Origin of the sequence: Rhizobium mesoamericanum STM3625, assembly GCF_000312665.1 — a bacterium.
Lineage (GTDB): Bacteria > Pseudomonadota > Alphaproteobacteria > Rhizobiales > Rhizobiaceae > Rhizobium > Rhizobium mesoamericanum.
The window spans coordinates 4,734-17,502 of sequence record NZ_HF536775.1 but is presented as its reverse complement, the minus strand read 5'-3'; the positions used below and the strand labels follow the sequence as shown (position 1 = coordinate 17,502).

Below are 12,769 nucleotides of genomic sequence, written 5' to 3'. Positions count from 1 at the left end.
ACCAATCCATCACCGGCGTGAATCAATGAACACCGACCGATTCAAATATCTTGTTGGACGCGGAGTCTGCCTTGTCCGATTCTGCCTGTTATGATCGCGCAGCCCTACCAGCTCTATGTCGAACGCACGGACGCCAGGAAGAACATGGCGCGCTATTATGCGATGTCGATCGAGCCAAACCTGTTCGGCCAAGCCTGTCTGATCCGCCGATGGGGCCGCATCGGCGCCAGCGGTCAAAGATTGGTCCATCATTTTGAGAAGGAGGAGGAAGCGGTCGGGCTCTTCCTCCAACTCCTGCGGCAGAAGCGGAGGCGCGGCTACGGCCCGAGATCGCATCTTTCGCGAGAGACGATTGCCTGATGGCGGAAGGAGACAGGGCAAGCCGAAACTTCGAGCTTGAGGCGGCGGCGATCCGGCGCGTCAGGCGGGGGAGATTGCCGGTGTCCTCAATTGCAACGGACGACCGGCAATGGCAATCGCTGGACACGGGAGCGGGTCACCGCGCTGAGGTCATATCGCAAGATTCCGGTCTTCCGTCCCCAGATCGACGGGGTCGAGCCATGGCTCTGGGCGGTGCGGCGAAGTTGCTCGGGATAACGCCAAAGGCGCTGCGTCTGGCGGCCGAGGCTGGCGATATTGAGGGGGCCCATCCGCTACCCGATGGCCCATGGATCTTCAGCCGTTCAAAACTCGCGACCCCACAAGCACGTCAGATCCTCGATCGCGCCCGGAAGAACCCTCGCCATCCCGCGGGATCAGATCAAGAAAAACCTATTTCCTTCAACAACATAGAAAGATGGGTGTCATGAAACAGGATTGTAATCTCTACGCCAATCCTCCATTTTTTACGGGGCATCCGCAAGGGTGAGGAACCAATGCTGGTTCAAACATTCACGCCCATGCAAGCTGACGGATAATGTGCTCATAAGAAATCCAAGGACGCCTAGGCATTCGCCCAACGATTGAAATGGCGAGGTTCGAACTTCCTCCCGTGATTGGCCCTGATCGTCTTTGGATAGCCGACATTCCGGCATACCCGTTCCAAGGTCTACACGACATCTGCCGCTCGATAGCTGTGACGCGGATCAAGTTGGCAAGCATCCGCGAGAAGGTGTCAACCACCGTCATCCGCAGTTTCTTTCCGGTTGCGAGCTGATCGTGCACGAAGTCCATGCCGTTGCATCGGCTGATCATTCGTCGCCAAGGCGAACTGCCATGCTTGCGAGCATATTGGTTCTGACCAGTACCGAGTGGTTTCCCGGAAACACTTGATGCCCACGCTTGGCGCATACGTCCAAGCTTGGAAAGCGGTTTTTGCTTCAAATGAAACCGAAAAGAAGAAATTAAAAATCAAAGTGTAACCGACGCTCCTGATGATGGTGAACTTGGTGACATCTCTTCCTACCGAAGAGACTGTGTTGGTTATAAACGTGGGGACAGGAATTGTTGACAAAAGGGCCGCTGTCGATCGTCTTGCTGGCCTCAGCATGCGCGTCGAGTAGTGACGCGGCCTCACTGTCATTTGCCGAGTTCAAATATCTCGCGCGCGAATGCGCCCCGTCAGTTGCTCCAGCTACGCTTGCTGCGATCGCTAAGGTCGAGTCTCGCTTTGATCCACTTGCCGTCCATGACAATACCACGGGCGAAACGCTTCACTGGCAGAATCGGGCACAGGCAACTCAAGTCATGAGAGGCCGCCTCGACTCACGACATTCACTGGATGTCGGACTTATGCAGATCAATTCGCAAAATTTTCCTCTCCTAGGCCTGACGGCTGACAGAGCCCTTCAACCATGCGCGTCGCTGTCTGCCGCCGCAAACTTGCTCCAGAGGCTCTACGCTGGCGGCCACACACATGAGGACCAGCAATTGGCGCTTCGTCGGGCGATCTCCGCCTACAATACCGGTGATTTCACTCACGGCTTTGCGAACGGCTACGTGCGAAAAGTCGAGATGGCGGCTCAACAGATCGTCCCACAGTTAATCGAGCAGCCAGAACATGACCGGGAGAAGCCGAGGTCCGAAGCAAGATGGGATGTTTGGGGTTCGTATAATCGTCATTCTCCAGAGGGCGGGGCTAGTGGTTCAGCCGGTCCGCCACCGCCGGACCAGGACGAGCGCAAAGCCGAAGACGATAATCAACTCTTGTTCGATTTAAATGAAGGAGGCCCGCAATGATGCGATGCTTTGAGAGATACCGCCTGCATCTGAATCGCCACTCCTTGTCGAGCGTGGTGATGCGCTTGATAGCTGGCGTGGGTGGCGCAATGTGTTGGAGCCTCTTCTTCTCTGGGCCTGTCGCGGCCCAATCTGCAGGTGGTGGCACCGACCCCGTCACAATGGTTAATAACATATGCACGTTTATCCTTGGTCCGTTCGGCCAGTCACTCGCTGTTCTTGGCATCGTGGCGATCGGAATTTCCTGGATGTTCGGCCGCGCTTCACTTGGTCTTGTCGCAGGCGTTGTCGGGGGGATTGTCATTATGTTTGGGGCCAGCTTCCTCGGCAAAACACTGATTGGAGGCGGTTGATGAGTGACCGTCTGGAAGAAGCAACTCTTTACTTAGCGGCGACACGGCCCGCATTGTTTCTTGGGGTGCCGCTAACGTTGGCCGGCCTATTCATGATGTTTGCCGGCTTTGTCATCGTTATTATTCAGAACCCGCTTTACGAAATCGTACTCGTTCCCTTGTGGTTCGGAGCGCGGCTTGTTGTGGAACGAGACTATAATGCTGCCAGCGTCGTCCTGCTGTTTTTGCAGACGGCGGGAAGGAGCGTTGATGGTCTGATTTGGGGTGGGGCAAGCGTTAGCCCAAATCCGATCAAGGTTTCCGCGCGCGGGAGAGGGATGGTCTGATGCTCGGTGCAAGTGGCACGACCGAAAGGTCAGGTGAGGTCTATCTACCTTACGTTGGGCACATCAGCGACCATATTGTCCTTTTGGATGATGGATCGGTCATGACGATGGCGCATGTTACTGGTGTGGCGTTCGAACTCGAAGATGCCGAAATGCGCAACGCACGTTGCCGTTCATTTAATACGCTTTTGCGCAATATCGCCGATGATCATGTATCGATATATGCTCATCTCGTACGTCATCACGATGTACCGCCACCACCTGAACGACGGTTCCGCAGCGCTTTCTCTGCCAGTCTGAGCGAAGCTTTCGAGCAGCGCGTGCTTTCTGGAAAACTTCTTCGCAATGATTACTTCCTTACTCTGATCGTGTTTCCCCGCACCAAGCTTGGCAAGGTAAGGAGGAATTTCACCAAATTCTACAGGAAAAACGAAAACGATCTCACAAGTCAAATCAGGAATTTGGAAGATCTTTGGCAGGTTGTTGCTGGAGCTCTCGAAGAGTATGGCCTGCGTCGTCTTGGTATTCGTGAGAAGCAGGATGTGGTTTTCACGGAAATTGGCGAAGCCCTGCGGCTAATAATGACCGGTCGATTCACGCCGGTTCCAGTCGTTAGTGGTTCGCTCGGCGCCTCGCTATATGTCGATCGAGTTATTTGCGGCAAGCGAGGACTTGAAATCCGAACACCAAAAGAAAGTTACGTTGGATCTATCTACTCGTTTCGCGAATACCCCGCAAAGACGCGAACGGGCATGCTCAACACGCTATTATCTCCCGATTTTCCGCTTGTTCTGACGCAAAGTTTTTCGTTTCTGACGCGCGCGCAAGCGCACGCCAAACTCAGCCTCAAATCCAGCCAAATGACGAGCTCTGGCGACAAAGCCGTCACCCAAATCAGCAAATTGTTCGAGGCCGAGGACGCGCTCGCGAGCAACGAATTCGTCATGGGGTCGCATCATTTGAGCCTTTGCGTATATGCAGACGATCTCAATAGTCTTGCCGATAGAGGTGCACGAGCACGGACGCGATTGGCCGATGCGGGAGCTGTCGTTGTACAAGAGGGCATTGGCATGGAGGCAGCTTATTGGTCGCAGCTGCCCGGCAACTATAAGTGGCGCACGCGTCCAGGAGCGATCACATCGCGCAACTTCGCTGGGTTGGTTTCATTCGAGAATTTTCCCGAGGGCTCCCACTTAGGTCACTGGGGAAACGCGATCGCCTGCTTTCGCACCAATGGTAGTACGCCTTTCAACTACATCCCCCATGAGCACGATGTTGGCATGACGGCGATATTCGGCCCCGTCGGAAGGGGCAAAACGACGCTCATGACCTTTATCCTAGCTATGCTTGAGCAGAGTATGGTTGACCGCCCCGGTGCGGTTGTCTTCTTCGATAAGGACCGCGGCGGTGAGCTCCTGGTTCGGGCGACTGGGGGCACGTACTTGGCACTTCGCAGAGGAGTGCCAAGCGGATTGGCGCCGTTGCGTGGCTTGGAAAATTCTGCCGCCTCACATGATTTTCTGCGCGAATGGATCGTGGCGCTCATTGAGAGTGATGGCCATGGAGGAGTAACGCCCGAAGAGAATCGGCGTCTAATGCGGGGCATCCAACGGCAGCTCTCGTTTGATCCCCACATGCGCTCAATTGCGGGTTTGCGTGAATTTCTACTGCATGGACCGGCGGAAGGTGCAGGAGCGAGGCTCCAGCGCTGGTGCAGAGGGCATGCGCTAGGCTGGGCATTCGACGGAGAGCTGGACGAAGTAAATTTGGATCCTTCAATCACTGGTTTCGATATGACGCATCTTCTCGAATATGAGGAAGTATGCGCTCCCGCGGCAGCGTATCTCTTGCATCGAATTGGAGCCATGGTAGACGGCCGTCGATTTGTGATGAGTTGCGATGAGTTTCGCGCATACTTGCTGAACCCTAAATTTTCAGCGGTGATCGACAAGTTCCTACTGACGGTTCGCAAGAACAATGGGATGCTGATACTCGCAACGCAACAACCCGAGCATGTTCTGGAATCGCAGCTAGGAGCCAGTCTTGTCGCGCAATGTATGACGAAAATATTCTATCCATCACCTACGGCAGATCGATCGGCCTATATCGATGGACTGAAATGTACCGAAAGGGAATTTCAGGCGATCCGCGAAGACATGACAGTGGGTAAACGGAAATTTCTGCTGAAGCGAGAGAGCGGAAGCGTCGTTTGTGAATTCGATCTGCGGGAAATGCGCGAATATATCGCGGTGCTTTCGGGGCGCGCCAACACGGTGCGCTTCGCCAATCAGCTTCGCGAGGCTCACGGAGACAACCCATCCGCTTGGCTTAACGAATTCATGACCCGTTACCCCGAGGCACGAGATTGATCAAAGGTGGGAACTATGAAGACTACGAAACTTGCTACTGCGGCCCTCGCTGTTAGCTTTCTTTCGATTGGACCTGCGCGGGCGCAGTTCGTTGTTACCGATCCGGCGACGGAACTCGAGACGCTGACGACGGCGCTCGAGATGGCAGCTAGTCTCGAACAAACCGTAACGATGGTGGCGATGTTAACGTCTGCTTTTGGCGTCACCGGACTGCTAACTTCGCTCAATCAGAAAAACCAGTATCCCTCGACTAGAAACCTGGAGCAGGAAATGTTCTCTGCGCGAATGCCTATGTCGACAACGGCACGTTCGATTGTCGATGATGCAGATCGCGCCATAATTGGGCGCGACGCTGAAGCGGGATTGCTGCGGTCGCAGATTGCCGGTTCTGCGAACAGCGCCGGAATTGCGGCTGATAACCTGGAGGCAATGGACAAGCGATTGTCGGCAAATGCGGAGACATCAGCTCAGCTTTCTCGCTCCGGTAACATCATGCAGGCAACTGTCACCAACGGTTTGCTTCTCAAGCAGGTCCACGACGCAATAATTCAAAATGTTCAGGCCACCAGCTTGTTAACGATGGCGACCGCACAGGCCGGGCTTCACGAGGCAGAAGAGGCGGCTGCACAACGCAAAGAGCATCAAAAGACCGCCATCATCTTTGGGGCCGGCCGCTGAGAGCGGGCTAAGTCATACCGCTATCCGCGCACTCCAGGGCGGGAGTTCACCTTACTCGATATTCCGTGGCGAGACGTCAAGATCAGGCCCTAGCGAATGAAATTCACGATTGCCGCGCCGTTTACGGCCACCCATGAGGTCTTTGGTTTGGCTTTTGAGGTCGGCCTACACAAGATGCTGGGTACGATCCAGGATGCGGTAAGGGCGCCATTGGCCGCATTTGTCACTCTTTGGATTATTATCCAGGGTGTTCTGGTAATGCGTGGAGCAACCGACGCGCGCAGCGGTGTCACGCGCGTGATCACGGTTACCATCGTGGTGGCCCTTATCCTTGGGCAGGCAAACTACCACGATTACGTGGTTTCAGTTTTTGAAAAGACTATTCCAAACTTTGTTCAGAAGGTTAGTGGCAGCCACCTGCCGCTACGGTCCATGCCTGCCCAGTTAGACATAATCTTCAGCTTAACAGAGGCTGCATTTCAGAGAGTCGCGGCCGAAATCGGGCCAATGAATGGGCAGGACAGCCTTGCCTTTCAGGGCGCGCAATTGGGCTTTTACGCCATACTCTGGTCTACGTTTGGGATCCTTGATACCGTCGGGATTCTCACGAAAGTGCTTTTGGCGATTGGCCCCCTTGTGCTTGTAGGATATATCTTCGATCGCACCCGCGATATAGCGGCCAAGTGGATTGGACAACTTATCACCTATGGTCTTTTGCTTCTGCTGCTAAATGTTGTTGCGACAATAGTCATTGCAACCGAAATATCCGTATTAGCCATTATGCTCGGCGTGGTTATGGTTCTTGGTACGACCGCGGCTAAGATCATCGGCCTTTATGAACTTGACATGTTCTTTCTGACCGGCAACGCTCTCATCGTAGCTTTGCCGCCAATTGCCGGCAACATTGCAGGCAGCTATTGGGCTGGCTCGGCCCCATCTCCCAACAGCGTGTACCGACGTTTCGCTCAAGTAGAGCGACGTGAAGCGCCGGAAAAATCCGGTGCCAAGTAGGCCGAGTATTCAACGGAGAGAAACTCGATGAAGTATTGCCTGCTGTGCCTAGCTCTTGCTTTAGCGGCCTGTCAGACAAATGCCAAACTGGCGAGTTGCAAAGGCCCAATATTCCCGCTGAATGAGGGGCGATGGCAGCCTGCGCCATCTGATCTTACAACGCAGCAACGTGGTTGGACGCAATGAAGGAGGCCGAATACGCCTTGCTGGTAGGCCGGGAAACTTTGGCTGAGCACTACAAGGAAGTGGAAGCTTTCCAAACTGCGCGAGCAAAATCAGTGCGGCGTCTGTCCAAAGCCATTGCAGTTGTCGCCGCCTTCGCGGTTTTGGGGAATGTTGCACAAGCCTTCACCATCGCCACCATGGTGCCGCTGATCAGGCTCGTGCCGGTATATCTATGGATACGGCCAGACGGAACCGTTGACAGCGAGGTATCCGTCTCGCGACTGCCTGCGACCCAAGAAAAGGCCGTCGTTAACGCCGCGCTGTGGGAATATGTTCGGCTGCGTGAAGGCTATGATGCCGATACGGCTCAGTACGCCTATGATCTAGTCTCGAACTTCAGCGCCCCGACAGTGCGCGAAGACTACCAGCAATTCTTCAACTATCCGAATCCAAGTTCGCCTCAGGTTATCCTCGGCAAACGCGGCAGGCTGCAGGTCGAACACATCGCTACAAGTGATATCACTCCGGATGTGCAGCAAATTCGCTACAAACGAACCCTAATCGTTGACGGAAAAATGCCGGTGGTGAGTACTTGGACTGCCACAGTTCGCTATGAAAAAGTGACTAGTTTACCCGGCAGATTGAGACTGACCAATCCAGGAGGCCTAATTGTCACCTCCTACCAGACAACGGAAGATACCGTTTCGAACGCAGGCCAAAGCCAACCATGACGAAAAAAATATTTCTTACTCTGTTATGTTTACTATTCGCTGCAATTGGCGCGAAGGCCGAAGACGCGCCGACGGCGGGCAAACTTGATCCGCGCATGCGTTATTTGGCTTACAATCCCGACCAAGTTGTGCGTCTTTCGACGGCTGTTGGTGCCACTTTGGTCGTAACATTCGGGGTCAACGAGACGGTTACAGCAGTTGCCGTTTCGAATAGCAAAGATCTCGCGGCCCTTCCTCGCGGAAATTATCTATTTCTCAAGGCTAGGCAGGTGCTCCCGTCACAGCCGGTGATCGTGCTGACCGCAAGCGAGTCCGGAATGCGACGCTATGTCTTCAGCATTTCTTCCAGGGCGCTTTCCAACCTCGGTAAAGAGCAGCCCGATCTCTACTACAGCGTCCAATTTGCCTACCCTGCCGACGACGCGGCGGCTCGCCGCAAGGAGGCGCAAGAAAGGGCGGTGGCCGACCGTGTGCGTGCGGACGCACAATATCAACGGAGAGCGGAGGTGCTATTGGATCAACCTAACGAGACTTTTGGTGCGGCAGACAAGAATTGGCACTATGTTGCACAAGGGGATCACTCGCTGCTGCCGGTCGAAGTTTTCGACGACGGATTTACGACGGTATTCCACTTCCCAGGCAATATACGCATGCCCTCCATTTACACGATCAATCCGGATGGTAAGGAAGCTGTCGCCAACTATTCAGTCAAAGGAAGCTATATCGAGATCTCCTCAGTTTCCCGTGGCTGGCGTCTGAGGGACGGCGACACAGTATTATGCATTTGGAATGCCGCTTATGATGCTGTTGGGAGAAGACCTGAAAGCGGCACTGTGAGGCCTGATGTGAAGCGTGTCCTAAAGGAGAGGGCGGGGTGAACGATGACAATCAGCAATCCACACATGATGTCGATGCGCCGGGGTCCCTAGTCTCCGACCTACCTCGTCGAGCCCTTTCAGGGTCTCACAGGTTAATCGTAGCAGGTGTAGTTCTCGCGCTGTCACTTGGCCTCATTTGGCTCGGCGGTCGGCAAAAAAAGGAAGATGGGGATGCATCGCCGCCACCCATGATCTCCACCAACACCGAGCCGTTCAATCCGGCTCCGATTGACGTTACGCCTGATCCCTCGGTTGCCCAGGAGACTGTGCAGCCGACGGCTTCTCCACCAGCACAGGAGCCGGAAGGGCACGAAGCGCGGCCAGAAGAGACACCGATTTTTGCGTACACGAGTGGTGATCAAGGGAGCAGCAAGCCCTTTCAACCGGGCGATTTGGACCACCCGGGACGTGAAGACGATGGGGAAAACAGCTCTTTGGCGAAGGGCGAAGTGCCTGCCGCGAATGATCTTTCGATACGCATGAAAGCTAACGAGCTGCAGCCCACACTGGCTACACTCTTGCCTCATCCCGACTTCATGGTGACCAAGGGAACGATCATTCCGTGCATTTTGCAAACGGCGATCGACACAAATTTGGCCGGCTATGTAAAATGCTTGCTACCCCAGGATGTTCGTGGAACAACGAACAATGTCGTGCTTCTTGATCGCGGCACTATTGTCGTTGGAGAAATCCAGCGTGGTTTACAACAGGGGGACACACGCGTTTTTGTGCTTTGGGATCGTGCGGAGACACCTTACCATGTCATGATTTCGCTCGGATCACCAAGCGCGGACGAATTGGGTCGTTCGGGCTTGCCGGGCACGGTCGATAATCACCTCTGGAAGCGCCTTAGCGGGGCTATGCTTTTGAGTGTCGCCCAAGGTGCCTTCCAGGCCGCGAGCAGTTATGCCGGCAGCTCGGGTGGCGGAATGAGCTTGAACACCTTCCAGAACAATGGTGAGCAGGCGGCCGATACAGCCATGAAGGCCACTATCAACATACCGCCGACCTTAAAGAAAGATCAGGGTGACACGATCTCCATTTTCGTCGCTCGGGACCTCGATTTCTCAGGCATATACCAGCTTCACATGACTGGCGATGCGAAACGGGGGCGGGATCGGCACCCCTAACCAGTCCAACTTATGCGTACAGATGGGATAGATGCAAATGGAGGTGGATCCGCAGCTGCGCTTCCTTCTTAGGCCGATTATGGGATGGCTCGACGACCCTAGGACCGAGGAAGTGGCGATAAATCGACCTGGAGAGGCGTTTGTGCGTCAAGCCGGCGCCTTCATCAAGTTCCCTCTGCCCGTCTCCTATGATGATCTTGAAGACATCGCTATTTTAGCAGGCGCTCTGAGAAAACAAGACGTAGGCCCACGCAACCCACTTTGCGCAACTGAACTCCCAAGTGGTGAGCGGCTGCAAATCTGTTTGCCGCCGACGGTACCATCTGGCACCGTCAGCTTGACGATTCGACGGCCAAGCTCGCGTGTTTGCGGGCTCCAAGAGGTTTCGTCCCGTTATAATGCTCCCAGGTGGAATCAGTGGCAAACGCGAAAAAAACGCCAAGATCAGGATGATGAAGCTATCCTTCTGCACTATGATAACGGGGATCTGGAAAAGTTTCTGCACGCGTGCGTCGTTGGTAGATTGACAATGCTGCTTTGCGGCCCCACCGGGAGCGGCAAGACGACAATGAGCAAGACCTTGATTAGCGCTATCCCACGGCAGGAAAGGCTAATTACTATTGAAGATACGCTCGAACTCGTCATTCCACATGAGAACCACGTAAGGCTGCTTTATTCCAAAAACGGGGCTGGGCTGGGCGCAGTGACCGCTGAGCACCTGTTGCAGGCCAGTCTGCGCATGCGGCCGGACCGAATACTGCTGGGCGAAATGCGCGACGATGCCGCATGGGCCTATCTGAGCGAAGTCGTCTCAGGGCATCCCGGATCGATTTCCACCATCCATGGTGCGAATCCTGTTCAGGGTTTTAAAAAACTATTTTCGCTCGTGAAAAGCAGTACGCAAGGGGCTTGCTTGGAGGATCGCACACTAATTGACATGTTCGCAACGGCTATTGATGTGATCATTCCTTTCCGCGCCTATGGTGACTTCTACGAGGTGGGCGAAATTTGGCTCGCGGCGGAAGCGCGACGGAAGGGTGAGACAATAGGCGATCTTCTCAATCAGCGTTAGTCGCATTTCTGTCTCGGAACCGAAGTTTCGCAGAAGTGCCCGTGGAGGGACAAAAGTGAGGAGTAGAGCGTTTCAACAGCCCCCCCATGCATATTTCGGAGCTGCAAACGGCTGGCTAGATCGAAAGGTGAAACCCGTTTGAAACATGTTCTTATCATCGATGACGATGTAGCGATGCGGCATCTTATAATCGAGTATCTTACGATGCATGCTTTTAAGGTAACCGCCTTAGCCGACAGCAGGCAGTTTAATCGCGTACTCTCCTCAGAGACGGTAGATCTCGTGGTCGTCGATCTGAATTTGGGCCGCGAGGATGGGCTCGAAATCGTTCGCAACCTGGCGACAAAATCTGATGTTCCGATCATAGTCATTAGCGGTAATCGCTTTGAGGAGGCGGACAAGGTCGTTGCTCTCGAGCTCGGAGCATCCGATTTTATTGCCAAACCACTTGGGATGCGGGAATTTCTGGCGCGCATCCGTGTCGCTTTGCGCGGGCGGCCGAGCGTGACGCGAGCGAAAGATCGCCGCTCGTTTCATTTCGCCGATTGGACACTTAATCTTAGGCAACGCCGTTTGATTTCGGAAGAGCGTGAGGAGATTAAACTCACTGCAGGTGAATTTAATCTCCTGGTGGCTTTCTTGGAAAAGCCGCGGGACATCTTATCGCGCGAGCAGCTTCTGATCGCCAGTCGAGTGCGCGAGGAGGAGGTATATGACAGAAGTATCGACGTTCTTATTTTGCGACTACGTCGAAAGCTCGAGGGCGACCCAACAAGCCCTCAGCTGATCAAGACGGCAAGAGGTGCCGGCTATTTCTTCGACGTTGACGTTAATGTTTCCTACGGGGGTACGATGGCAGCCTGATGCGAGATGCATTCTCGCTTTCAGCAAGCTTGTTCCTAGCTAGAGCAGATCCCGTGATCGACGAATCGATTGTGAAGTGACGGTGGGCACCGAAGCTGATTCAACATCCACAGCGCAAGAGGTGGATGATGGGACGAGCACTGGGCGATGATCTTCGACTACGCGTGTTAAAAGCGTCTGCTGCGGGCATGTCTGCGCGCCGGGTGGCCGCCCGGTTCGGGGTTGGGATTTCGACGGCGATCCGGTGGATCGCACGAGCGAGTGACGGCGAGCCGACATCCCGGCCGCAAGGCTGGCGACGCTCATCGGTCATTGATGCACATGAGGCGTTTGTCGTCGACATGATCTACGACCGGGAGGACGTGACGCTCGATGAAATGGTCGAGCGTCTGTCTGTTGAGCGGCAAGTAGGTATAAGCCGGAGCGAATAATGCCGAGTATCGGCTGAGGAGCTTTGTCCGGTTCCTTAGCGACAAGAACGTTGCAGCACCGCCTCGCGAGCCAAGTCAGGCGGAGCTTGGCAGGATCGTACTCCGTGCGGAGTTCGAGGAATACCTGCGCGTCCAACGGGGCATGAGCGAGCGCACAATCAAGCATGCATCCTATATGGCTAGCGTCGTGAAGCTGTTCACAGCGTGGCTACATGCAACGACAGCCGCCATGAAATGCCGCCGGGAATTCTCATTCCTCATCGCAAACGCAGGCCAAAGCCCTTCATCGTAAGCGCGATTTTCGATGCGCCTAGACGGCTTCTTCAGGGGTAAACGCGCACGGATGCTAGCGGTACCCAGCTTTATTGGGCATTTGTCTTGGAGAAGTTGAACGGCAAAAGGTCGCCGATTTCGGCCGCTTCGCCCCGCTGCGGCAACTCAGTGAGCACGTGCCGTAGCCAGATCAGAGGGTCGACGCCACAGGCGCGGCATGTCAGCATCAAACTGTAAATTACAGCGCTGGCCCTGGCTCCGTCAGCAGTGTCGCTGAACAGCCACGATTTTCTTCCGGTGGCCATCTACC

General features: G+C 54.7%; 13 protein-coding genes and 3 pseudogenes. 14 read left to right on the top strand and 2 right to left on the bottom strand.

The features are described from left to right. The first annotated feature begins 90 nt into the window (after positions 1–90). Positions 91–360 carry a WGR domain-containing protein gene (locus tag BN77_RS28190; RefSeq protein ID WP_007538757.1) on the top strand — a complete coding sequence of 90 codons (270 nt, stop codon included), beginning with the start codon at positions 91–93 and terminating at the stop codon, positions 358–360. Positions 361–848: 488 nt separating this feature from the next. Here BN77_RS28190 and BN77_RS35250 read toward each other — a convergent pair. After that, a pseudogene (locus tag BN77_RS35250) lies at positions 849–1,173 on the bottom strand (DDE-type integrase/transposase/recombinase); the annotation flags it as partial. Positions 1,174–1,443: 270 nt separating this feature from the next. On the opposite strand from BN77_RS35250, the gene BN77_RS28175 reads away from it, so the two are divergent. From BN77_RS28175 to BN77_RS28120, 13 genes and pseudogenes are all read left to right on the top strand, one after another. Next, on the top strand, positions 1,444–2,178 hold the full coding sequence (locus tag BN77_RS28175) for a type IV secretion system lytic transglycosylase VirB1 (protein ID WP_007538755.1): 735 nt from the start codon (positions 1,444–1,446) through the stop codon (positions 2,176–2,178). Continuing rightward, positions 2,178–2,531, top strand: a complete 354-nt coding sequence (gene virB2 / locus BN77_RS28170) for a pilin major subunit VirB2 (RefSeq protein ID WP_028749561.1) — start codon at positions 2,178–2,180, stop codon at positions 2,529–2,531. The genes BN77_RS28175 and virB2 overlap by 1 nt, the downstream gene beginning before the upstream one ends. After that, positions 2,531–2,857 (top strand): type IV secretion system protein VirB3, encoded by a 327-nt coding sequence (locus BN77_RS28165; RefSeq protein WP_007538751.1) that lies wholly within the window; start codon positions 2,531–2,533, stop codon positions 2,855–2,857. The genes virB2 and BN77_RS28165 overlap by 1 nt, the downstream gene beginning before the upstream one ends. Continuing rightward, positions 2,857–5,226: a type IV secretion/conjugal transfer ATPase VirB4 gene (gene virB4 / locus BN77_RS28160; RefSeq protein WP_007538749.1), complete on the top strand. Its 2,370-nt coding sequence runs from the start codon at positions 2,857–2,859 to the stop codon at positions 5,224–5,226. Before BN77_RS28165 ends, virB4 begins: the two co-directional genes overlap by 1 nt. A gap of 15 nt (positions 5,227–5,241) precedes the next feature. Further along, positions 5,242–5,904 carry a pilin minor subunit VirB5 gene (gene virB5, locus BN77_RS28155; RefSeq protein WP_028749563.1) on the top strand — a complete coding sequence of 221 codons (663 nt, stop codon included), beginning with the start codon at positions 5,242–5,244 and terminating at the stop codon, positions 5,902–5,904. A gap of 96 nt (positions 5,905–6,000) precedes the next feature. Beyond that, complete coding sequence (locus BN77_RS28150) at positions 6,001–6,915, top strand: type IV secretion system protein (protein ID WP_007538745.1); 915 nt, start codon at positions 6,001–6,003, stop codon at positions 6,913–6,915. 27 nt (positions 6,916–6,942) lie between these two features. Next, on the top strand, positions 6,943–7,101 hold the full coding sequence (locus BN77_RS32765; RefSeq protein WP_007538742.1) for a type IV secretion system lipoprotein VirB7: 159 nt from the start codon (positions 6,943–6,945) through the stop codon (positions 7,099–7,101). Further along, positions 7,098–7,811: a type IV secretion system protein VirB8 gene (locus tag BN77_RS28145; RefSeq protein WP_007538740.1), complete on the top strand. Its 714-nt coding sequence runs from the start codon at positions 7,098–7,100 to the stop codon at positions 7,809–7,811. Before BN77_RS32765 ends, BN77_RS28145 begins: the two co-directional genes overlap by 4 nt. After that, positions 7,808–8,689, top strand: coding sequence for a P-type conjugative transfer protein VirB9 (virB9, locus tag BN77_RS28140; protein ID WP_007538739.1), 882 nt, complete (start codon positions 7,808–7,810; stop codon positions 8,687–8,689). Before BN77_RS28145 ends, virB9 begins: the two co-directional genes overlap by 4 nt. Then, the gene (virB10, locus tag BN77_RS28135; RefSeq protein ID WP_007538738.1) at positions 8,686–9,819 is read left to right on the top strand and encodes a type IV secretion system protein VirB10; all 1,134 of its coding nucleotides are present in this window, start codon (positions 8,686–8,688) and stop codon (positions 9,817–9,819) included. The genes virB9 and virB10 overlap by 4 nt, the downstream gene beginning before the upstream one ends. Positions 9,820–9,850: 31 nt before the next feature. Beyond that, positions 9,851–10,891 (top strand): P-type DNA transfer ATPase VirB11, encoded by a 1,041-nt coding sequence (virB11, locus tag BN77_RS28130; RefSeq protein WP_040679009.1) that lies wholly within the window; start codon positions 9,851–9,853, stop codon positions 10,889–10,891. 138 nt (positions 10,892–11,029) lie between these two features. Next, a complete protein-coding gene (gene virG / locus BN77_RS28125) occupies positions 11,030–11,755 on the top strand; it encodes a two-component system response regulator VirG (RefSeq protein ID WP_007538736.1) in 726 nt (241 codons plus the stop codon). 128 nt (positions 11,756–11,883) lie between these two features. Continuing rightward, a pseudogene (locus BN77_RS28120) lies at positions 11,884–12,180 on the top strand (helix-turn-helix domain-containing protein); the annotation flags it as partial. Positions 12,181–12,548: 368 nt separating this feature from the next. On the opposite strand, the pseudogene BN77_RS28115 reads toward BN77_RS28120, so the two are convergent. After that, positions 12,549–12,764, bottom strand: a pseudogene (locus BN77_RS28115) (transposase domain-containing protein); the annotation flags it as partial. Between the last annotated feature and the right edge of the window lie 5 nt (positions 12,765–12,769).